The 21,931-nt window shown below is 72.4% G+C and carries 18 protein-coding genes and 1 pseudogene; 12 read left to right on the top strand and 7 right to left on the bottom strand.

The features are described from left to right. Positions 1 to 16: 16 nt before the first annotated feature. On the top strand, positions 17 to 460 hold the full coding sequence (locus ACFP2T_RS26870) for a nitroreductase/quinone reductase family protein (RefSeq protein ID WP_377426133.1): 444 nt from the start codon (positions 17 to 19) through the stop codon (positions 458 to 460). Positions 461 to 503: 43 nt separating this feature from the next. On the opposite strand, the gene ACFP2T_RS26865 is transcribed toward ACFP2T_RS26870, so the two are convergent. Then, positions 504 to 1,109, bottom strand: coding sequence for a response regulator (locus ACFP2T_RS26865; RefSeq protein WP_377426130.1), 606 nt, complete (start codon positions 1,107 to 1,109; stop codon positions 504 to 506). Beyond that, positions 1,106 to 2,260 carry a sensor histidine kinase gene (locus ACFP2T_RS26860; protein WP_377426127.1) on the bottom strand — a complete coding sequence of 385 codons (1,155 nt, stop codon included), beginning with the start codon at positions 2,258 to 2,260 and terminating at the stop codon, positions 1,106 to 1,108. Before ACFP2T_RS26860 ends, ACFP2T_RS26865 begins: the two co-directional genes overlap by 4 nt. 610 nt (positions 2,261 to 2,870) lie before the next feature. Here ACFP2T_RS26860 and ACFP2T_RS26855 point away from each other — a divergent pair. From ACFP2T_RS26855 to ACFP2T_RS26825, 7 genes are read left to right on the top strand one after another with little or no spacing between them, the layout of a single operon-like run. Continuing rightward, positions 2,871 to 4,229, top strand: coding sequence for a glycoside hydrolase family 5 protein (locus ACFP2T_RS26855; RefSeq protein WP_377426125.1), 1,359 nt, complete (start codon positions 2,871 to 2,873; stop codon positions 4,227 to 4,229). A gap of 4 nt (positions 4,230 to 4,233) precedes the next feature. Next, a complete protein-coding gene (locus ACFP2T_RS26850; RefSeq protein ID WP_377426123.1) occupies positions 4,234 to 6,378 on the top strand; it encodes a 3-dehydroquinate synthase family protein in 2,145 nt (714 codons plus the stop codon). Further along, positions 6,363 to 8,774 carry an ROK family protein gene (locus ACFP2T_RS26845; RefSeq protein ID WP_377426120.1) on the top strand — a complete coding sequence of 804 codons (2,412 nt, stop codon included), beginning with the start codon at positions 6,363 to 6,365 and terminating at the stop codon, positions 8,772 to 8,774. Before ACFP2T_RS26850 ends, ACFP2T_RS26845 begins: the two co-directional genes overlap by 16 nt. After that, the gene (locus tag ACFP2T_RS26840) at positions 8,771 to 10,363 is read left to right on the top strand and encodes a phosphoheptose isomerase family protein (protein ID WP_377426119.1); all 1,593 of its coding nucleotides are present in this window, start codon (positions 8,771 to 8,773) and stop codon (positions 10,361 to 10,363) included. The genes ACFP2T_RS26845 and ACFP2T_RS26840 overlap by 4 nt, the downstream gene beginning before the upstream one ends. Next, the gene (locus ACFP2T_RS26835) at positions 10,360 to 11,370 is read left to right on the top strand and encodes a Gfo/Idh/MocA family protein (protein ID WP_377426117.1); all 1,011 of its coding nucleotides are present in this window, start codon (positions 10,360 to 10,362) and stop codon (positions 11,368 to 11,370) included. The genes ACFP2T_RS26840 and ACFP2T_RS26835 overlap by 4 nt, the downstream gene beginning before the upstream one ends. Then, on the top strand, positions 11,367 to 12,356 hold the full coding sequence (locus tag ACFP2T_RS26830) for a sugar phosphate isomerase/epimerase family protein (RefSeq protein ID WP_377426115.1): 990 nt from the start codon (positions 11,367 to 11,369) through the stop codon (positions 12,354 to 12,356). The genes ACFP2T_RS26835 and ACFP2T_RS26830 overlap by 4 nt, the downstream gene beginning before the upstream one ends. Then, positions 12,353 to 13,474, top strand: coding sequence for a Gfo/Idh/MocA family protein (locus tag ACFP2T_RS26825; protein ID WP_377426112.1), 1,122 nt, complete (start codon positions 12,353 to 12,355; stop codon positions 13,472 to 13,474). Before ACFP2T_RS26830 ends, ACFP2T_RS26825 begins: the two co-directional genes overlap by 4 nt. A gap of 114 nt (positions 13,475 to 13,588) precedes the next feature. On the opposite strand, the pseudogene ACFP2T_RS26820 reads toward ACFP2T_RS26825, so the two are convergent. After that, positions 13,589 to 14,317, bottom strand: a pseudogene (locus tag ACFP2T_RS26820) (glycosyltransferase family 2 protein); the annotation flags it as partial. After that, positions 14,314 to 15,078, bottom strand: a complete 765-nt coding sequence (locus tag ACFP2T_RS26815) for a DUF6071 family protein (protein WP_377426109.1) — start codon at positions 15,076 to 15,078, stop codon at positions 14,314 to 14,316. The pseudogene ACFP2T_RS26820 and the gene ACFP2T_RS26815, both read right to left, overlap by 4 nt. A gap of 240 nt (positions 15,079 to 15,318) precedes the next feature. Here ACFP2T_RS26815 and ACFP2T_RS26810 point away from each other — a divergent pair, with 240 nt between their 5' ends. Further along, positions 15,319 to 16,425: a winged helix DNA-binding domain-containing protein gene (locus ACFP2T_RS26810; RefSeq protein ID WP_377426106.1), complete on the top strand. Its 1,107-nt coding sequence runs from the start codon at positions 15,319 to 15,321 to the stop codon at positions 16,423 to 16,425. Positions 16,426 to 16,469: 44 nt separating this feature from the next. Here ACFP2T_RS26810 and ACFP2T_RS26805 read toward each other — a convergent pair whose 3' ends face one another. Then, a complete protein-coding gene (locus ACFP2T_RS26805; RefSeq protein WP_377426104.1) occupies positions 16,470 to 17,678 on the bottom strand; it encodes an MFS transporter in 1,209 nt (402 codons plus the stop codon). Positions 17,679 to 17,780: 102 nt separating this feature from the next. Beyond that, positions 17,781 to 18,578, bottom strand: a complete 798-nt coding sequence (locus ACFP2T_RS26800; protein WP_377426103.1) for a TetR/AcrR family transcriptional regulator — start codon at positions 18,576 to 18,578, stop codon at positions 17,781 to 17,783. A gap of 90 nt (positions 18,579 to 18,668) precedes the next feature. On the opposite strand from ACFP2T_RS26800, the gene ACFP2T_RS26795 reads away from it, so the two are divergent. The 3 genes from ACFP2T_RS26795 (at position 18,669) to ACFP2T_RS26785 (ending at position 21,522) form a co-directional block, all read left to right on the top strand. Continuing rightward, on the top strand, positions 18,669 to 19,736 hold the full coding sequence (locus ACFP2T_RS26795) for an ATP-binding cassette domain-containing protein (protein ID WP_377426101.1): 1,068 nt from the start codon (positions 18,669 to 18,671) through the stop codon (positions 19,734 to 19,736). Positions 19,737 to 19,777: 41 nt separating this feature from the next. Next, positions 19,778 to 20,560: an ABC transporter permease gene (locus tag ACFP2T_RS26790; protein ID WP_377426253.1), complete on the top strand. Its 783-nt coding sequence runs from the start codon at positions 19,778 to 19,780 to the stop codon at positions 20,558 to 20,560. 119 nt (positions 20,561 to 20,679) lie between these two features. Further along, a complete protein-coding gene (locus tag ACFP2T_RS26785) occupies positions 20,680 to 21,522 on the top strand; it encodes an alpha/beta hydrolase (RefSeq protein WP_377426100.1) in 843 nt (280 codons plus the stop codon). A gap of 75 nt (positions 21,523 to 21,597) precedes the next feature. Here the strand turns inward: ACFP2T_RS26785 and ACFP2T_RS26780 are convergent, their stop codons facing one another. After that, positions 21,598 to 21,876 carry a YciI family protein gene (locus ACFP2T_RS26780; RefSeq protein ID WP_377426098.1) on the bottom strand — a complete coding sequence of 93 codons (279 nt, stop codon included), beginning with the start codon at positions 21,874 to 21,876 and terminating at the stop codon, positions 21,598 to 21,600. Positions 21,877 to 21,931 lie beyond the last annotated feature (55 nt).

Raw genomic sequence — 21,931 nt, 5'->3', positions numbered from 1 at the left:
CCCATAAACTGCGCGGATGCTTCCCCACCTCGGAACCGAGGCAGGTATCCGTGCCGAGCAACGACTTCGCGACCAGTCGGTCATCTGGCTGACGACGGTCGACTCCGACGGGCAGCCCCAGACGTCGCCGGTGGGCTACGTGTGGGACGGGGCGAAGTTCCTGATTATCAGCAAGCCCGGGATAGCGAAGGTCCGCAACCTGCGGGACAACCCCAGAGTGGCGCTGCACCTGGATCTCGATGGCGACGCGGAGGAATTCAGCGTCCTCACCATCGAGGGCGTCGCCAGGCTGGATCCCGCGCCGCCGGGTGAGCCTGCGCCGCTGAGCGAGGGTGAGATCTCCGCCTACCTGGAGAAGCACCAGGAGTCGATGCGGTGGGCGGGCGTGACGCCCGAGGAGACTTTCGCGGACTTCTCCACCGTGATCCGGGTGACGCCCACCCGCGCCCGCTCCTACTGAGCGACGGTCCGGGCCGGCTCGTCCGCGAGGCCGGCCCTCCCTGCTACAGCCACCCGTTGTCGTGGGCGGTCCGGTACGCCTCCGCGCGGGTGGCCACGCCGAGCTTGCCGACCACCGCCGCCAGGTGGTTGCGGACGGTCCCCTGGGAGAGCTGCGCACGCCGAGCCACCACCGCGACGGACGTGTCGGCGCCGGCCAGCCGCAGCACCTCCAGTTCGCGTGGGGTGAGTGGGCACTCGGGGGCGACGAGGGCCTCCGCCGCCAGCGCCGGGTCGACGTACCGGGCACCTCCGTGCACCCGCCGGATGACGTCGGCGAGCGCGCCGCCGGGCGCGCCCTTGGCCAGGAAGCCCCGGGCACCCGTGGTGAGTGCCCGGCGCAGGTGCGCCGGCCGGCCCCGGCCGGTCAGGATCACCACCGCGCAGGAGGGTAGTGCTCCGGCGAGTTCGGCGGTGACCGCCAGACCGTCCAGCGACGGCATCTCCAGGTCGACGACCGCCACGTCGGGGCGGTGGGCCAGGGCCGCCTGGACCGCGGCCCGACCGTCGGCCGCCTGCGCCACCACCTCCAGGTCGGCCTCCAGATCGAGCAGGGCGGCCACCGCGACCCGGATCAGTTCCTCGTCGTCGGCGAGCAGGACCCGGATCATCGCGGGGTCCGTACGGTGGCCTCGACCGTGAACACGCCGTCACGGTGGTGGGTCCGAAGTGTCCCGTCGGTGTCGGCCAGCCGGTCGGCGAGACCGCGCAGCCCGAAGCTGTGCCCGTCCGGCTCGGCCGGTCCCGCTCCGTCGTTCGACACCGTCATCCGGATCCTCTCGCCGTCCCGTCGCAGCTCGATCGTGCACCAGTTGGCCCGGCTGTGCCGCAGCAGGTTGGTGCTGGCCTCCCGCAGCACGGGAGCCAGTTGGCTCGCGACCTCCGGCGGCAGCTCCTCGTCCGGCTGGTCGACCGTGCACCGTACGCCGGAGGAGCGCAGCACCTGCGCGGTCGCGGTGAGCTGGTCACGCAGGTCGACCGTCCGGTATCCGTGCACCGCCTCGCGTACCTCGGCGAGCGCCGAGAGCGCCAGCCGCTGCACCTCGGCGGCCTCCCGGCCGGCGCGTTCGGCGTCCACCGGCGCGAGCCGGGAGGCGAGTTCGGCCTTCAACGCGATCACGGTGAGATTGTGTCCGAGCAGGTCGTGCACGTCCCGGGCGAACCGTAGCCGCTCCTGCGCGGCGGCCAGCCGGGCCAGGGCGGCGCGGCCGTGCTGGGCGTGCACCAGGAGATCCCAGAACCACACCTGGAGCCAGCCGACGGCGGCGACGCCGATCCCGACCGTGCCGGTGATCAGGGCATAGTCGCGGACGGAACCACCCGTCCAGCCGGCCACCCCGATCGCGACGACGAGGGTCCCCGCCATGACCAGGAGCGCGGGCCAGCGCCGGAGCAGCAGCGGTGCGGATCCGACGATCGAGGCGCCGAGCCAGGCCCAGGTCGCCCACCGGTCGCTCCCGACCGGGCCGACCAGGGGTACGGAGGCGACGGCCGTCGCCGCGAAGCAGACCAGCAGCCGGCGTCGGGTCGAGGGGGTGAGCCAGGGCGTGACCACCACGTACAGCGCCGCCAGTTGGGCCGTGGCGAAGGCCAGCACGCCGAGCGTCCCGAGCAGTACCCAGGTCGGATCGGGCTCCTGGTGAAGGCCGATCGCCGGCATGGCCAGACCGGTCAACAGGGTGCCGACCAGTGCGGCCAGGGTGGCGATCCGGGGCCGGTGCAGCCGGGGATCGGGTCCGAGGGGATCGGGGTCGCTGGCCACCCGCCCGATGCTATGCCGTCGGGCCACTCCGGTACGGGGCGCGACGATCGGGTCCGGGGCGGGACGGCTTGCCGATTTTCCGAATCGGGTCGGCGTTCACTTGTAGAGAAAGGGGTCGCGGCGGTTGCCCCGGCGACGACGACGGATCAAGCGGCGTACGAAGGATAGGGCGGACCTCAACGCGCTCGGCCAAACCATTTTCCCCCCGTGACTCCTGGGTCGGGACCGGTGGGTGGGACCGCTAACATCCCACTCCAAAATATCGCCCTCCATCAGTGGAGGCAACATCGGACCGGTTGACCTCGCTGAGATTCAGCGCCTCGCCAGGGTGGCCCGCAGGCTCGTACGGTACGCCGTGGGAGCGCGTCCATTTGATCATGGTTCACCTCTTGACGATTGTCCTTAAATCGTATTGAGTCAATATCGATCCGAACGGGCAATGCACCCGACGACGGGAAAGGCAGGGGGTGGCATGTCCGTGTCCCGGTTTGCTTTGGCGTGCCCCGGGGGATTTCTCCGGACCAATGGCGATCAAATAGTTGACGGCGACGGCCGCCCGGTTATCTGGCGTGGGATTGGCCTCGCCGGTTGGCTCAACTTCGAGAACTGGATGACCGGTTTCCCGGCGTACGAGCAGGGCATGCGGGGCGCGGTACAGGACGTGCTCGGCCCCGAGCGGGCGGAGTTCTTCTTCGACCGGTTCCTGGAGCACTTTTTCACCGCAGACGATGCGCGGTTCATCGCCGAGCTGGGCTGCAACGTGGTCCGGATTCCGGTCAACTACCGCCACCTGGAGGACGACCGGCGGCCGTTCGAGATCAAGGAGTCCGGTTTCCACCACCTGGACCGGGCGATCGAGCTGCTTGCCGGGCACGGCGTACGCACCATCATCGACCTGCACGCGCTGCCCGGCTGGCAGAACCAGGACTGGCACAGCGACAACCCCACCCACGTTGCCCAGTTCTGGCAGCATCCGCACTTCCAGGACCGGGTCGTACACCTGTGGCGGGAGATCGCCCGCCGCTACCGGGACACCCCGTGGGTGGCCGCGTACAACCCGGTCAACGAGCCGGCGGACCCGACCGGCGAGGTGATCGGGCCGTACTCGCGCCGGCTGGTCGAGGCGATCCGCGAGATCGACCCGCACCACATCGTCGTACTGGAGGGCAACCGCTACTCCAACGACTTCGAGGTGTACGGCGACCCGCTGCCGAACGTCGTCTACTCGCACCACGACTACGCGCCACCCGGGTACGTGCCGGACGGCCACTACCCGGGCGTGGCGCACCTGACCCACGTCTGGGAGTCGCCGGACGGCATCGGCTACGAGCACGGCATCCTGCTGCCGGACCAGTCCCGCGACCAGTACTTCGACGCGACCGTGCTGGAACGGACCTACCTCAAGCGCAGCGAGTACATGCTGCGTACCGGCACCCCGGTCTACGTCGGCGAGTTCAACGTGGTCTTCACCGGTGACGCCGAGCGCGACCGGATGCGGCTCGACCTGCTCGCCGACCAGTTCGAGATCTACACGCGGCACCGGGCCAACTGGGCGTTCTGGCCGTACAAGGACATCGGGGTGGCGGCGCCGCTGACCGTCGACCCGGACAGTGCCTGGATGCGCCGGATCCGGCCGGTACTGGAGAAGAAGGCCCGGCTCGGCGTCGACCTGTGGGGTGGGCGGCACGACCACATCCAGCACGTCATGCGACCGCTCAAGGAACTCTTCGCCGCCGAGTTCCCGGACTATCTGCCGTTCCCGTTCGGCAGCGAGTTCCTGATCGGACGGCTGGTGCCGCAGATCCTGTTCGCCGAGGCCCTGCTGCCCGAGTTCGGTGGGCTGTTCCGGGGCATGGACGAGTCGGCGATCGACGAGATGATGCGCTCGTTCCGGTTCGACCAGTGCCGGCCGCGCACGCCGCTGGTCGACCTGCTGCGGCGCGCCTGCGCCCAGCCGACGCCGGTCTGAGACGATGCCGACGACAACGCCGGTCACCGTTCCGGGCCGCACCCGCGACGTTCCCCGTACCGCCGCCGCCCCGTCCCCGTACGGGCTCAAGGACTCGTTCCGGGCCGAGCTGATCGACACCTTCGAGCTGCGGATGCGGCGGAACCTGTGGAGTCCGGACAACCCGACCCTGCTGCGGGCGTTCGGCGGGGCCCGGCGGATCCTCGCCGTCTGCGACCGTCCGGAGCGGAGCCGGCGGCTCGCCGCGTATCTCGACCACTGGCGGGACCGGGGCGCGCTCGACCATCACCGGACGGTCGACGGCCGGACGTTGACCGGGTTACCCGGCACCGATCCGGTCCGGGCGGTGGTCCGGGCCGCCGTGACGGCCCGGCTCGGCCGCCGTGACGCGTTCCTGTCCGTCGCCGGGACCCAGGCGACCGCGGCGACCGCGCTGGCCGCCGCCATGTACCGCCGGTACGCCCACGCGGTACGGGTGCAGGACGACCTGCCGGCGCTGCTCGCGTCCCTGCACTGGGACGCCCGGACGGTGGCCGGTGATCCCGGGATCGCCGCCGCCGGGCGGGACCCGTCCGTGGTGGTCGACGTGGACACCCTGCTCGCCGACACCGGCCCGGTACGCCCCGACGAGGAGTGGAGCCTGCGCCACCTCGCGGGCTTCGACGACGTACTCGCGGATCTCCTGGACCGGGCCCCGGACCGGCCGCAGCCGTCCCTGCTCCGGCGGACGGCGCTGGGCGCGGTGGCCCGGCTGCTGCGCCGGTACGGCCCCGGCGACCGACGGGTCTGGCAACCGCCACCGACGACGCGGACACCGGAGCCGGTCCGGGTGCGGGCCCCGATCCCGGTCCCGGTGCGGGCGGCGACTCCGGTCCCGCTTCGGGCGGCGACGCCGGTGCCGGTCCGGGCGTACCAGGTCCGTGAGGTGTCCTACCGGGTCACCTTCACCAGCGGAGTGCTCGATCCCGGCAACCCCGCGCTCTCGGCGTACCTGCCGGCCGGTGCCCGGGTGCTGGCGGTGGTGGACGACTACTCGGCCGAGGTCACCGCCGCCACCCGGCACACCCTGGCCGCGCGGTTCCGCCGGGGCCGGCTCGGCGGGTTCACGGTGCTGCCGGTGTGCAGCTCGCCCCGGGGCAAGACCCTCGACGCCGCCGAGGAGCTGCTCCGGACGGCCCGGCGGTTGCGGTTGGGCCCGGACGACCGGATCCTCGCCGTCGGCGGCGGCACCGTGCTCGATCTGGTCGGCTACGTCGCGGCCTGCCATCCCGGCGGCACGCCCTACCTGCGGATCCCGACCACCCTGGTCGGACTGGTCGACGCGGGCGTGGGGCTGAAGGTGGGCGTCGACCTGGACGGGCGGAAGAACCTGCTCGGCGCGTACCACGCACCGATGGCCTGCCTCTGCGACGCCGGATTCCTCGCCACCCTGCCCGACGTCGAGTTCCGGTGCGGTCTGGCCGAGATCGTCAAGATCGCGCTGGTCCGGGACGCCCGGCTGTACGCCCTCGTCGAGGAGCACCACCGCGCACTGCGGACCCCGGACGGCGCCCCGGTGCTCGACGAGGTGCTCCGACGCGCCGTCGCGGCGATGCTTGTCGAGTTGGAGGAGAACCCCTGGGAACGGCGGCTGCGCCGGTTGGCGGACTTCGGCCACGAGTTCGGCCACGTGCTGGAGGAGCGGTCCGACTACCGGCTCCGGCACGGCGAGGCGGTCGCGATCGGCATGGCGCTCTCCTGCCGCCTCGGTGTCAGCGCCGGCCGGCTGCCCCGGGCCGTCGCCGAGCGGGCCGAGACGCTGCTACGCCGGATCGGGCTGCCGACGTACGACGGCTGTTGTGCGGCCGGTGAACTGTGGCGGGCGCTGCGGACCCACGTACTGCCGCACAAGGGTGGCGAGCTGCACCTGGCCGTACCGGTCGGCATCGGGGTGGGCGGGTTCGTCGACTCGATCGACGAGATCGGCGCGGCCGACCTGCGCCGGGCCTGGGCGGGGCTGCGGGCCCGGGCGGCCGGGACGCCGTCGGCGGCAGGGCGATCGGGATCGCTGTCGGGATCGGAATCGCTGTCGGGATCGCTGTCGGGATCGGAATCGCTATCGGGATCGGCGGAGCGGGCCGTACCGGCGTGGGCGTGGGACCGCTCGTGAACCCGGTGCCGGAGCGCAGCGTCGTCGTCGATGTCGGCGGTACCCAGACCCGGCTGGCTCTGGCCGAGGACGGCCGGCTGGTCGGCGAGGTGGTCCGGTTCGCCACGCCCAGCCGGCGGGACCGGCCGGAACTCTCGCTCGCCGACGCCCGGGACAGCCTGCTCGACCGGGTGGCCGAGGAGGCGGACCGGCTGCACCGCGACTCGGGGGCGATCGGCCGGCGCGACCTGGGCGTCGCGTTCGGCGCGGTGGTCGGTGCCGACGGGGTGGTCCGGGACGCGAGCGTGCTCTGGCGGGCCCAGTCGGCCGGGTTCGACGTACGGGCGGCGCTGCGGGCCCGGCTGCCGTGGGCCCGGGTGACGGTGCTCAACGACGTGGCCGCGGCCGCCTGGCACTACCGGAGCCTGGGACGCTTCGCCCTGGTGACCGTGAGCACCGGGGTGGCGGTCAAGGTCTTCGACGATCGCGTCGTCGGCGTCGACCGGGTGCTGTCCGATCCGGCCGGGCTGGGCGGGGAGATCGGTCACGTGCCGGTGGAGCCGAGCCTGCTCGACACGGTGCCCGGGGGGCCGGTCGGCGCCGCGCGACTGGGCCGGGCCGCCGCCGCCGGGGACCGGGCCGCCCAGGATCGGCTGGCCGGACTGGACCTGCCCTGGTGCGACTGTGGGGCGGTCGCCGACCTGTGCGCGTACAGCTCAGGCCCGGCCGTGGTCCGCGCCGCGATCCGGCGGGCGCGGCGCGACGACGCCGAGTTCGCCGGCTCGCGGTTGCACCGCCTGGTCGGCGGCGACCCGGCGCGGATCGACGCGAGGGCGCTCGCCGACGCGGCCCGGGACGACGATCCGTTCGTCCTCGACGTGCTCCGTGGCGCCACCCGGCATCTCGCGGTCGCCGTGTTGCAGGTCTGCGCCCAGCTCGGGCTGCGCGTGGTGGTAGTGGTCGGCGGGTTCGCACACGGGATGGGTGCGCCCTGGTTCGCCGCGCTGCGCGGCTGGCTGACGGAACTGTTCGTCGACGCCGGCTGGTTCCAGGGCTGGCCGGCGGCCGACCGGGACGGGCTGCTGCACGTGCCGGACGACGCGGAGCACGCCACCCTGGCCGGCATGGCCGGCTACCTCGCGGCCCGCGCGACGCAGGCCCGGGAGGTGGTCAAGCCGATCGGCGAGGCCCGCCTGGTGCTGACCACCCGGCCGTGGCCCCGGTGCGGCCGGGAACAGTTGCTGCTCCGCCCGAGGTACGCCGGATTCTGCGGGACCGACCTGCAGATCCTGCGCGGCGAGCGGGGGCTGGAGCCGGGGGTCCTCGGGCACGAGTGTGTGGCCGAGGTGGTCGAGGTCGGTGCCGACGTCTCCGATCCGCGCCCCGGTGACCTGGTGACACTCAACCCGAATCATCCGGCCGACGACTATCTCAAGCTGGGCCACAACGTGCCCGGGGTGTTCCGGGACGTGATCGTCGGTGATCTGGGGACGCTGGCCCAGGGGCAGATCGTCGGGCTGCCGCCCGGCTGCGGACCGGAGTGGGTGCTGCTGGAGCCGCTGGCCGCGGTGCTGCGCGCACACCGGGCGCTGGCCGGGGACTGGGCCGGGCGGGACGTACTCGTGCTCGGCGGTGGCGTACTGGCCCTGCTGCACGTCGCCCTGGCCCGGGCCCGGGGCGCCCGCACGGTGACCGTGGCGGGCCGGTCCGACCGGCGCCTACAGGTCGCGGTGCGGCGAGGGCTGCCGGCCCCGGACGCGGTCCTGCCGCTCGGCCCGGGACTGGCGGCCGGGGTTCGCTCCGCCACCGCCGGTCGGGGCGCCGAACTGGCCGTGATCGCGGTCGCCGGCGACGCCGGGCCGGCGGCGGCCGAACTCGCCTGGCCGGCGCTGGCGGACGGGGCGGGGCTGCACCTCTTCGGCGGATTCCACGCCGGCCGACCGGTCCGGGTCGGTGGCCTGACCCTGGATCCGGGGCCGCTGCGCGCCAGCGCCGGGTTCCGGGTCGTCGACAATCCGGCCGGAGGCCGGTGCACCGTGGTCGGCAGCCGGGGCGGTCGTGGCATCGACTTCGCCGCCGCCCGCGCCCTGCTCACCGAACGCGGCTCCGACGAAGGCCACCCGCCCGAGGGCCGCTCGGATGCGGGTCGCCCCGTCGAGAGCCACCTCGACAACGGTCGTCCCGCCCGAAGTCGCGGGTCGGGTACCCGGGTCGCCACCGGACCGGCGCCGCTCGACCTGGCGCCACTGGTCAGCCACCTCGTGTCGCTGCCCGCACTGCCGGCGGTCGCCACCGAACTCCTCGACCACGGCACGGTGGCGGGCACCTCGGCGCTGCGGGTGGTGGTCGACTTCCGGCTCGACGGGACCGTGGTGGCGCCGGCGTTTCCGGAACCGACCCGCCGAGGATCGCCGTGACCGGCGTACGACGGCCGGAGCCGAGCGGAGCCGAACTGTGGGCGTACGTCCGCGCGGCGGCCCGTGGTGAGCGGCACGGACCGGCGGGAACGGTAGCCGCGCTGGCCAGCCTGGCCGGGGTGCCCCGGCTCGGATGGGTGCACGCCCCGCCCTGGCCGGTCGTGTCCCGCCTGCTCGGGGTCCGCAGCGGCGGGGCCCCGCTTCGCGGTTGCCGCCGGGCGGTGTTCGTCGGCACCGGCGGTTGGGCCTTCGGACTGCGGGCCGTCTGCGAGGCGCTGCCGGGCCAGTCCACGGTCTGGGTGCTGGACACCCTCGACCCGAGCGCCGCTCGACGGGTGCTGGTCGAGATCGGCGAGGCGGGGCCCACGGCCGGCTTCGCGGTCAGCGCGTCGGGGCGTACCCGGGAGACCCGGTTGCTCGCCGCCACGCTCGCGGTGGCCTGGCAGCGGGGCGGCGGGGCGGCCCCGGTCTGGCTGTCCGAACGCGACGGGGCGCTGTCCTTGACCGGTGCCCGGGACCAGGTGGCCCTCTACGGCACTCCGCTCTCCCGACCGGCGTTGCTCGCCGCCCGGATGCTCTGCTGGCCACGGTTCTCCGACGCGTACCGGGAGTTCGCGACGGCGACCCGGGCGATCGGTGAGTGGGCCGGCGAGGAGTCCCGCCGGTTCCCGGCCACCGGAGGACCGCGGGTGGTGTTCCGGTTGCCGCGCGGATCCGGCCCCGGCCTGCGACTCTGGACCCTCCAGGCCGCCCGGCAGGGCTGGGGCGGCAAGTCCGAGCGGTTCCGGCCGTGGCCGGACGTGACCATGGCGCAGTTCCCGCACTCCGATCCTGGCTCCGTCCGGGATTCCGGATCGGATTTCTCCCCGGAGTCCGCCGGGACATCGTCGGAGCAGTCGGTCCGGAACCGTCCCGCCGCGACCGGTGAGGTGGTCGTCGACGTCGCCGAGGGGATTTCGGGGCTGCGTTCGGCCGGCGGTCCCGCCGGAGCGGTCGCCGCCGCCATGGCCGCCAGCTACGCCGTCGCCTCCCTGGTCGCCTGCGTGGCGGTCCGGCACGGACTCCGCTTCGCCACCCACGACGCGGTGAACCGCTACAAGCGACTGGTGCCCCTGGCGCCGACCGCCGCCGACCGCCCCGGTGGAGGCCGGGCGGTGGGCAGCGTCGACGAACTGGTCGGCGTGCTCGCGGGATGGCTGGCGGAGCGACCGGACCTGACCGCCGTACACGTCGTCGGGTACGGCGCCGGCCTGGCGACGGCGGTGCGGGCCGGCCGGCTGGCCGAGCAGCTCGGCCGGCCCGTCGAGGTGCACGAGGGCAGCACCTGGAACCACCACTCGTACCAGCTCGTCTGGCACACCCCGTCGGTCGGCGTGGCGGTGCTGCTCGCTCCGGTCCACCCGGCGGTCACCGGCGACCCGGCGTTGGACGGCGCCCTGACCGCGCAGCGGCACACCCTGGATGCCATAGCCGCCGCCACCCATGCCTCGCTCGCCCCACGCAGCCTGTTGCTGAGCTGGTGTCCGGGTGGGTCCGGTGGCGCCACGGCCGGTGACGTCGGACCCGGCGGGACGGGAGATGTCCGATGACGTTCCGGATCGGCATCGTGGGTGCCGGGTTCCTGACCCGCCAGTCGCTGCTGCCCGCGATCGCGGAAGCCGACGACCTGCGGCTGGCCGCCGTGCTGGACCAGGACCCCGAGGCGCTCCGCGCGGTCGCCACCCGGTTTCCGGAGGTCTGGTGCGGCACCGACGCCCGCGAGTTCCTGCGTACCCCGTTGGACGGGGTGCACGTGGCCACCCCCAACCGGCGGCACGCCGAGTTCGCCTGCCGGGCCCTGGCCCGGGGCATCCCCACCCTGGTCGAGAAGCCGCTGGCCGACACGGTCGACGGCGGGCAGTGGATCCTCCGGGCCGCGATGGCCTCGGGTGCGCCCGCGATGGTCGGCTACATGTCCCGGTACAACGCCTACAACCGGGCCGTCGTCGAACTGGTCCGGTCCGGACGACTCGGTACGCCCCGGTCGATCACCGCCAGCCATCTCGGACACCGGCAGGGTGACTGGCGCAACCGTCGCGCCGACAGCGGACTCGGCTGCCTCGGCGACCTCGCCATCTACCCGCTGCTGACCGCGGTGGACGTGTTCGGCGTGCCGCCGACGGCCTGCCGCGCCACCGGTTACCCGGGCGGGGACCCGGAGCGGACCGACATCTACGTGGAGGCGACCCTGTGGTTCGGCGACGGGCTGCGGCTGCAACTGGAGTCGTCGTTCACCGAGCCGCCCGGCGTCGGCGTCTCGCGGTACACGGTCGTCTGCGAGCAGGGCCTGGTGGTGGTCCGGGACTCGTGGGCGATGAACTCCGGCGGCTCGGTACTGGTCTGCGACGAGCGGGGACGACGCTGGCTGCGGCCGGAGCCGGTCGACCCGTACGTCGTCCAGTACCGGACCTTCGCCGCCAGCGCGGCGGGGGCACCGGTGCCGACCGAGGTGAGCATCCCCCGCGCGTTGCGGGACCTACGGGTGCTGCACGCGCTTGAACGCAGCGTCGCCAACGGCGGAGTGCGGTTGGCGTTGAGCGGAGGGCAGAACATATGAAGCTCGTCCTGCACAGCTACACGTTCCGCCGCTACCCCCTGCGGCACGTCTTCGCGGTCGCCAGGAGGTACGGCTGGGACGGCATCGAACTGGTCCACTTCCACTTCGATCCGGCGCGGGTCGAGGACGAGGTCGCCGAGGCGGTGGCGCTCGGCCGGCGGTACGGGGTGGCGATCCACTGCGTCGGCTACACCGGCGACTTCGTCGGCGACGACCCGCTGGACCGGGCCGCGTCGCTGGCGCTGGCGCGGCGGACCATCGAAGCCTGCGCCCGGAACGGCATCGAGCTGGTCAACGGCTGGTCCGGAACCCTGGAGCGGGATCCGGACGACTGGCGGCGCAACGGCAGCGCCATCGCCGAGCAGCGGCACTACGACCGGGCCGCCGAGGGGTACCAGGAGCTCGGCGAGTACGCCCAGCGGCACGGCGTACGGGTCGGGGTGGAGGTCTATCCGGGCTCCGTACACGACACCGTGGCGGGCACCGCCCGGCTGCTGGCCATGGTCGACCATCCGTTCGTCTTCGCCACGGCGGATCCCGGCAACGCCTACGTCGTCAGCCCTGCCGACCGGGATCCCGAGATACTCGACCAACTCGCCGGCCGGCTCGGCTACTTCCACCTGAAGAACCTCCATCCGGACGGCGGACGGGCGAACTTCAACGTGGACACCGCGGACGGGGTGCTGGACAACTACGCCTGGATAACCAAGGCGTACGCGCTCGGCGTGCCGGCGATCTGCGTCGAATACTGCGGGGACGGCGACCCGCATCCGCCGATCGCCCGCGCCGGTGACTACGTACGCGACTGCCTGGCGCTGCGCGACGACCTCGACCGACGGCACGAGGCGGCCGAGGCGGCCGAGACGGCGGCGCGCGACGTGACCCGGCCGACGGGTCCGCCGGTGGCGCCGGAGGAGGAGGCAGCGGCGGCGCTGGTGGCGCAGGAGGCGGCGGCGCTCGCGGGTGCGCCGGGATCCGGTCGATGAGCGGAGCGCCGACCGGCCGACCGATCCGCTGGGGCATCCTGGGCACCGGTTGGGTGGCCGGGAAGTTCGTCAGCGATTTGGCACGACTGCCGGACGCCGAGGTGGTCGCGGTGGGATCGCGTACCGGGGCGGCAGCCGTCCGGTTCGCCGACCACTACGCGATTCTCCGCGCCCACGGCAGTTGGGCCGAACTCCTCGCCGACGACCGGGTCGACGTCGTGTACGTCGCCACACCGCACTCGACCCACCACGCCGCGGTGGTGTCCTGTCTGGACGCGGGGCGGCCCGTGCTGTGCGAGAAGCCGTTCACCCTCAACGCCGGCGAGGCCGCCGACCTGGTGGCCCGGGCCCGGAGCGCCGGCCTCTTCCTGATGGAGGCCATGTGGATGCGGTGTGTGCCGGCGATCCGACGACTCGTGGAACTCGTCCGGGACGGCGCGATCGGGGTACCCCGACTCGTCCAGGCGGATTTCGGTCTGGTGGCGCCGGTCGATCCCGGGCACCGGCTGCGGGACCCGGCGCTGGGCGGGGGTGCCCTGCTCGACCTCGGCGTCTATCCGGTGACCCTGGCCCATCTGCTGCTCGGGCCGCCGGAGTCGGTGACGGCCCTCGCCACGCTGAGCCCGTACGGCGTCGACGAGACCACCGCGATGATGCTGGGCTATCCGGACGGCGCGCTGGCCACCCTGTCCTGCTCGATCGTCGCCGACACCCCGTGGACCGCCGCGGTCTGCGGCAGCGCCGGACGGATCGAACTCGGCCGGGGTTTCTTCCGGCCGTCGGTGCTGACCCTGTATCCGGCCGACGCCGAGCCGCGACTCGTCGAGGTGCCCTTCGAGGGTGAGGGCTTCGTCCACGAGGCGGTCGAGGTGATGCGGTGCCTGCGGGCCGGGCTGACCGAGAGTCCGCTGGCCACGGCGGCGGACACGATCGCCGTGCTGCGGACCCTGGACGCCGTACGGGCCCGCACGGGTGTCCGGTACCAGGCCGACGAGCTATGGAAAGAGCACCCGGTTCCGGAGACTTCCGACGATGCGTCCACAGCGCATCGCGCACCGGGTCACCCAGACGGCTCGGGCCTTCCTGGACCGCACCAGGTCGGGCAGGTGGCGCAGTAGCCAGCGCCACTCCCGGGCGGCGGACCGGACCGAGCGGGGCAGCCCGGCGGTGGCGAAGTCGCGGTACAGCCGGGGATGGCTCGTGCCGTACGAGTAGTACTGCCGGGCCATCCCGCGCAGGTTGCGCCGCAGCCGGTAGTGGACCACGGCGTCGGGCAGCGCCCCGAGCGGGTGGCCGGCGAGCTGGGCCCGCCAGAAGAAGCTGACCTCGTCGGAGCCGTACCGGTAGTTGGGGTCGAACCCGCCGAGTTCCTCGTAGACGGCCCGGCGTACACCGCAGTTGGCGCCGAGGGCGTACGGCAGGAAGTCGAAGCCTCCCTGCAACGATCCGGGCGGCTTCTCCGGCCGGGTGGCCAGCGACACCTCGTCGTTGAGCAGGCGGCGCTCGACGTGTCCGCCCACCGCGGGGAACTCGGCGAGTCCGCGGACCATCTCCGCCACCCACTCCGGCCCGACGATGTCGTCCTGGTCGCAGAAGAGCAGCAGTTCGCCTCGGCTCACCCGGCAGCCCTCGTTGCGGGCGTAGCTCGTGCCGGCCTGCCCCGTCGCCGGATGCAGCCGGAGTTCCGGTAGCCGGTCGAGGAAGCTGTCGACCAGTGCCGCCGTGCCGTCGGTGGATCCGTTGTCCACCACGACCAGCTCCCAGCGGCCCTGGTAGGTCTGCCGGCAGAGCGCCTGGAGCTGGGCGGCGATCGTCGCCGCGCCGTTGCGGGTGGGGATGATCACCGACACCAGGCCGGGTCCGGTCGCCCCCGAGGTCCGGGGCGCCGCCACCGGGTGTCCCGCGACCGGTGTACAGCCCGCGACCGGTGTACGGCCCGCGACCGGTGTCTGCGTCGTCATCGGCGGATCCGCTCGGACAGCGGGAAGCACAGCCGCTCGTCCGCGGACAGCCAGCTCAGCATCGCGTCGGCGAAGTGCTGGTGCCCCTCCCGGAGCGGATGGTCCCAGTTGCCGAACGGAACCCTGCCGAACACCATCTCCCGGAAGGTGTCCCGCGGCCGGGGCGGCAACTGTCCGAAGACGAGGTCGGCGCGGAGTGCGCGCATCAGTGGCACCGCCTCGGCGGGGATCGGATCGGGCAGAATCTCCCAGGCGAAGGCGAACCGGCTCGGTACGCCGCGCCCGGCGAGATGGTGTTCCAGCAGCAGCCAGTCCACGAAGAAGTTCACGGTCTCGCCCGTGGCGTTGAACAGATGCCGGAGGTACGCCCTGGACGGCTTGTCGCCCTCGGCGGCCTTCCAGTCGGCCACCCGCTGCCAGTGGAGTTCTTCCGGCAGCGCAGGCCGTACGCCTAGGTCCGGTCGTACCGGCCCGTCCTCGATCCCGCTGTCGTAGTACTCGTTGCGGCTCAGCGCGGTCCACATTCCGAGGAAGAGGATCTGGTCGTACTCCACCTGGTGCGCGGCCCGGATCGCGTCCAGGTGCTGCACGGTCGTCCGGACGGCTCGACGGTTGGATCCGCCGTCACAGGCCAGGTTGGCCACGTCGATGCCGAGTTCCCCGGCCAGCACGGCCGGCCAGGACTCGCGCTCCGGCTCGGCCAGCTCCGCGCCCCGGGCGAAGCTGCACCCGTTGACCACGAGCAGCCGGGTCATGGTCATGCCGTCTCCTTGCTGCGCTTTCCCGGCGTCGTGAGCCGGCCGAGCACGACGAGCGAACCGGTCGCCCGATCCGCTGGAACCGCTCGTGGGAACGCTCCCACATTACGACGGAGGTAAATATATCCAGCGCCACCGGAACGGGCAATCGGCCTCGTCGACCCGACCGGATCCGTTCGACGTCGGGGGTCGGGGATACCGTCTGGATTCGGCGAACCCTTCGACGGGAGACTGACGACCACGATGACCAGGGCCGTGCTGCACCGCCGGGCGCTCAACCGGGCGACCCTGTACCGGCAACTCCTGTTGGGTCGCTCGGACCTCTCCGCGATCGAGGCTATCGAGCATCTGGTCGGGCTCCAGGCCCAGACACCCCAGACCTGGTACGTCGGCCTCTGGACCCGGCTGCACGACTGCCGTGGGGAGGCCGTCGGGGAGTTGCTGACCACCCGCCAGGCGGTGCGCATCGCGCTGATGCGCTCGACCATCCATCTGGTGAGCGCCGCCGACGCGCTGGCGTTGCGCCCGCTTGTGCAACCGGTCATCGAACGAGGCATGGCCAGCAACCACGGCAAGTTGCTCACCGGACTGGCGCGGGAGGAGGTCGTCGCGGCGGGTCGGGATCTCCTCGACGAACGGCCGCTCAGCTTCGACCAACTCGGCCGGTCGTTGGGACAGCGGTGGCCGGACCGGGACCCGGCGGCACTCGCTCAGGGTGTCCGGGCCTGGGTGCCGCTGGTGCAGGTGCCGCCGCGAGGGGTCTGGGGACGTACCGGGATCGCCGCGCACACCAGCCTGGACACCTGGCTCGGCACCGCGCCGCGCCGCGACTACCCGATCGAGGAAATGCTGTCGCGCTACCTGGCCGCGTTCGGTCCGGCCACGGTGCGCGACATGCAGGTCTGGTCGGGCCTGACCCGGCTCGCCGAGGTGGTGGAGCGGATGGGGTCCCGGCTGGTCAGCTACCGCGACGAGAACGGCGCCGAGCTGTTCGACCTGCCGGACGCCGCCAGGCCGGACCCGGACACCCCGGCGCCACCCCGTTTTCTGTACGACTTCGACAACCTGCTGCTCTCGTACGACGATCGCACCCGGGTCGTCACCGACGACTACCGGCGGCGCAACACCTCCCGCAACGGTATGCTGCCCCGCGCGATCCTGCTCGACGGCTACACCGCCGGGACCTGGACGACCACCGTGGCGCGGGGCGCGGCGACCCTGACCATCGAGCCGTTCGCCCGACTGTCCAGAGAGGACGCCGACGCGTTGGCGGTCGAGGGCGAGAGTCTGCTCCGCTTCCTCACCGGCGGAAAGGCCACGCTCGACGTACGGTTCGTCGAGCCGGACTGACAAGGGTCGGCGCTCGACCGACGGTCAGCGAGAGCAGATTCCCGTCAGCGGTTGACCTCAGGGGGTCGGTTTCGGGGCCGGAGCGCGCCGGCGGCCAACGCGACGAAGAGTGCGAGCAGTGCCGGGATCGCCAGGGCCCGGGGCAGTCCGATCAGCTCGGCGGCGCCGCCGATCACCACCGGCCCGACGAGAAACCCGAGGTAGCCGAGCCCGGCCACCCGGGCCAGGGCACGACCCGCCTGCCGGGGGTCGCGGTTCCCGGCGGCCGAGAAGACCTGGGGTGCGATGCAGGACAGGCCGGCACCGAGACAGCCGAAGCCGACCAGGCCGGCGACCGGGTGGTCGACCAGGAGCGCGCCACCTAGTCCGATGGCGGCCAGTACGCCGGAACCACGGACCAGGACGACCGGGCCCAGGGCGGCGGCGAGCCGGTCTCCGACGAGTCGGCCGGCGGTCATCATCACCGAGAAGGCCGCGAAGGCGGCGGCCGCGAAGCCCGGACCACTGCCCAGGTTGTCGTGGAGGTAGACAGTGCTCCAGTCGGCGGCGGCACCCTCGCCGACCAGACAGCAGAACGCGAGTACGCCGAGGAACAGCACGCCGGAGGGCTGCCGACCATCCCCGGACGGTTCGTCGCCGGCCGGACGGCTGGCCCCCTGTCCAGGGTCGGGCCGCTCGGCGGCGGGCAGTGCCCAGCGGCTCGCCCAGGCGGCCAGGCCGACCCCCGCAACGGCGATCGTCAGGAAGGTACTGGGCACGCTGGCGTCGGCTCGGGCGTAGAGGCCACCGACGGCCGCACCGACGAAGCCGCCGATGCTGTAGACCGCGTGGCATGACGACAGCATCGGCCGTCGGCGGAGCCGCTCCACCTCCACCGCGTTCGCGTTCATCGCGATATTGAGGGTCCCGTGCACCGCGCCGAAGGCGAACAGGGCCAGCGCCAGGGCGACCAGACTTCCCGCGTACGCGGGAAGGACCAGGCAGCCGCCCTCGGCGAAGGCCACCGGCAGCATCACCCGGACGGCGCCGTACCGGTCGACCAGGCGCCCGGTCACCTGCATCCCGGTGATGGCTCCGGCAGCCAGCCCGAGCAGAGCCAGGCTGAGCTGACCGTCGGTCAACCCGAGTCTTTCCTTGATCGCGGGGATCCGGGCGGTCCAGGTGCCGATGGCGACCCCGAACAGCAGGAACAGCAGGGTTACTGCGATCCGGCCGCGACGCAGCGTGGCGCGGTCGCCGAGGGAGAGGCTCACGGGGCGGCCAGTGCGGCGGCCGAGACGACGTCAGGTCGGCGCGGTACGCCAACTATCGAGGAAAGTCGATCAGACACCACCATCTGTTCATATGAACACCTGTCACGTCGGCCGGGCAAGCGGCTCGCCCGCCCGGGTCCGTACCAACGCCTCGATCCCGTCGAGCACTCGTTGCAGGCCGAACTCGAACGAGCGGGCCGGGTCGGAGGGAGCGCCGTACTCGGCACCGGACACACTGCCCACCCGGGCCGCCGTGGGGTAGCGGTCGGGATCGAACACCTGCTCCAGCAGCGGGGCGTACGTCTCCCACCACTGCTCGCCGGTCATCCCCGTGCGCTGCTCGGCCCGCGCGGCCTCGATGACGCTGCGTACCGCGCCGTACACGTAGTCGTGGAGCAGGCTGACCACGAGGTCCATCTCGATCTCGGTCAGGCCGAGCCCGGCGACGGCGGTGAGGTCGCGGTCGTACTTGGCCAGCAGATGCGGACCGAGCACCGGAAGACTCGTCGCGACCTGGAGTAACCAGGGGTGCCGGAGGTAGCGCGCCCAGTTCTCCCGGGCCAGCCGTTCCAGCCCGGTGCGCCAGCCGGTCCCGTCCTCGGTCTCGTCGCCGGCCGGCCGGGGGTCCTCGGCGTGCACCGTGTCCACCATGACGTCGATCAACTCGGCCTTGCCGGGCACGTACGTGTAGAGGGACATCGCCGTCACCCCGAGTTCGTCGGCGACCCGTCGCATCGACAGTCCGGACAGCCCGTCGGCATCGGCGACCTCGATCGCCGCCCGGACTATCCGTGCCACCGAAAGTTTCGGCTTCGGTCCCCGTCGAGGTGGGTCCTGGATGCCCCAGAGGAGTTCCATGCTCCGCTTCGGGTCACCACTGCCGCTGTACTCCGTCGTCACGTCGTCATTCTCTCCGGCTTGAACTCTTTACGCCGTACGCTATAGTATCGATCGTTACTCTATACGGCGTACATGATTTTGGGGGTGGTCATGAGCGACCCAGGCGTGGCGATCCGGGCCGAGGGGCTGCGCAAGCGGTACGGCGACAAGCTCGCCCTGGCCGGGCTCGACCTCACCGTTCCGGCCGGTACCGTCCACGGTCTCCTCGGACCCAACGGCGCGGGCAAGACCACGGCGGTACGGATCCTCGGCACCCTGCTGCGGTGCGACGCCGGGCGGGCCGAGGTGGCCGGGTTCGACGTGGCCCGCCAGGCCGACCAGGTGCGCCTCCGGATCGGGCTGGTGGGCCAGCACGCGGCGGTGGACGAGATCCTGTCCGGCCGGCAGAACCTTGCGATGTTCGGCCGGCTCTACCACCTGCCCGGGGCGGTGGCGGACCGCCGGGCGGACGAACTGCTGGCCCGGTTCGGGCTGGCCGACACGGGAGGCAAGCCGGTCGGGCAGTACTCGGGTGGCATGCGTCGCCGGCTCGACCTGGCAGCCGGCCTGATCCTGGCGCCACCGGTGCTCTTCCTGGACGAACCGACGACCGGGCTCGACCCGCGCAGCCGCAACGAGGTGTGGACCGCCGTCCGGGCACTGGTCAGCGCCGGTACGACGGTGCTGCTCACCACCCAGTACCTGGAGGAGGCGGATCAACTCGCCGACCAGATTTCCGTGATCGACGACGGCCGGATCGTCGCCGAGGGCACCCCGGACGGGCTCAAGACCCTGCTCGGCGGTGACCGGATCGACGTCGTCCTGCACCGGACCGAGGATCTTCCGGCCGCCGCCGCGCTGCTCGGCCGGGTGACCGGCGGTCCCGCCGAACTCGACCAGGACAACCGGCGGGTCAGCGCACCGGTACGGGACCGGATGGCTGCGCTGACCGAGGTGGTACGCGGGCTGGACGACCGGGGCATCACGGCCGAGGACATCGCGCTCCGCCGACCCACCCTGGACGAGGTCTTCCTGCACCTAACCGGCACCGATCCGAGCACCGGCACCGATCCGAGCGCCGATTCGAGTAGCAGCACCGATCCGAGTGCCGGCTCACGTACCGGCACCGGCGCGAGCGGACTCACTCCCGACCCGACCGAGCGAAAGGTGACGCTGTGACAGTCGCGATCCCGAGCCCGCCCCGTACGGCGTTGCACCGGTTGCGTTGGGCGGTCGTGGACGGCTGGACCATCACCCGGCGAGACCTGATCCACTGGGCCCGCCAACCGGTGCAGGTCGTGGTCGGACTGCTGTTTCCGATCATGGTGGTGCTGATGTTCGGCTACCTGTTCGGCGGCGGGATGTCGGTGCCGGGCGGCGGGAACTACCGGGAGTTCCTGATGCCCGGCATGTTCGCCATGACCATGCTCTTCGGTATCGAGGGCACCTACACGGCGGTCGCCACCGACGTCTCGCGCGGCGTCACCGACCGGTTCCGGTCGATGCCGATGGCCGGCTCGGCGGTGGTGGTGGGCCGGAGCACCGCCGACATGCTCAACGCGGTGCTCGGGCTGGTCGTCATGGTCGCCTGCGGACTGTTGGTCGGCTGGCGCTGGCACGGCACCGTCGGCGCGGCGCTGGCCGGATTCGGGTTGCTCCTGCTGCTCAGGTTCGCGCTGCTCTGGGTCGGCATCTACCTGGGACTGTTGCTACGTAACCCGGAGGCGGTGGTCGCGATGCAGATCCTGGTCTGGCCGGTGCTGTTCCTCTCCAACGCCCTCGTCTCGCCGGAGACCATGCCGGGCTGGCTCGGTGCCGTCGCCGAGGGGAACCCGCTGTCCGCGACGGTGTCCGCGACCCGGGAGCTGTTCGGCAACCCCGGCTGGGGAGGCGACTCGTGGCTGCGCCAGCACGCCGTGACGATGGCGCTGGGCTGGCCGGTGCTGCTGATCGGAATCTTCCTCCCGCTCTCCGTCCGGCGGTACCGCCGACTCGACCGGTAACGGATTGGGGCTGGCGGCCCGGGGTAACCGCCCACCGAGTGGCGCCGGGCCGCCAGACCGTGCACTCGGCCTGATACCGCTCGCGAACAGGACATCCAGCCCTTCTCCAGGAGGCCACGATGACCCTCATTCCTCCCGAACCGACCCCGCCCGACACCATCGTGCTGATCCACGGGTTGTGGTTGACATCGCGCAGTTGGGAGCACTGGGCCGACCGGTACCGGAACGCCGGTTTCCGGGTGCTGACCCCGGCCTGGTCCGGAATGGACGACGAGGTCGAAGAGTTGCGGCGGGACTCCAGCCCCGTCGCGGACCTGACCACGACCCAGATCGTCGATCGCTACGAGCGGATCATCCGGGACCTCGACCGCCCGCCGATCATCATGGGGCACTCGTTCGGCGGCGCGTTCACCCAGATGTTGCTCGATCGCGGCTTGGGCGCGGCCGGGGTCGGAATCGACTCGGCCGGGGTCAAGGGCGTCCTACGGCTGCCGTTGTCGACGCTGAAGGTCAGCCTGCCGGTGCTGCGGAACCCGGCGAACCGGCACCGGGCCGTATCCCTGAGCATGGACGAGTTCCACTACGCCTTCACCAACACCATGTCCCGGGAGGAATCCGAGCAGGTGTACCAGCGGTACCACGTACCTGCGCCGGGGGGCGTGCTCTTCGAGGGGGCGCTGGCGAACGTGAATCCGCAGGCGGCACTGCGGGTGGACTTCGGCAACGAGCGGCGGCCGCCGCTCCTGCTGATCGCCGGTGGTGCCGACCACGTGGTGCCGCCCTCGGTCAGCCGGGCGACCGCCGGCCGCTACCGGAAGTCGACCGCCGTCACCGGCTACAAGGAGTTCCCCGGTCGCCCGCACTACACCGTGGGGCAGGCCGGTTGGGAAGAGGTGGCCGACTACGCGCTCAACTGGGCCGTCGAGGCGTCCAAGGCCCGAACGCCGCAGCCCAGCCGGTAGCCGGCCCACGCCCGCCCACCGGTCACCCGTCAGCCGACCGGCCCGCCAGCCGACCGGTGTCCGACGGGTGACCGGTCAGCCGGCCTGCTGACGGACACCGCCGACGACCGGCTGCCAGTGCCGCAGCCCGGCCACGGTCACTCCCGGGGTGCGGTAGTAGGGGTCGGCGTCGACGATCTCGCGCACCACCGGCTCGTCCGCGTCGAACAGCAGCAACGCACCCGAGTCGTCGGACCAGGGCCCGGCCGCCAGGAGACGACCTTCGGCGTGCAGCCGGGCCAGCAGCTCGCGGTGTGCCGGCCGCGCCGCCAGCCGGGCCGGGTCGTCGGTGAAGCTCAGTTCCAGAACGATCATCTTTCGACCGTACGGCCATCAGCCCGGCCGCCGCTGTATCGGCTGATACAGCGAC

The sequence above is a fragment of the Plantactinospora solaniradicis genome (genome assembly GCF_042658085.1).
In the GTDB taxonomy this organism is placed as follows: Bacteria; Actinomycetota; Actinomycetes; order Mycobacteriales; family Micromonosporaceae; genus Plantactinospora; species Plantactinospora solaniradicis.
Note: the sequence above shows the minus strand (reverse complement) of the source record. Positions and strands in the feature narration are given on the sequence as shown.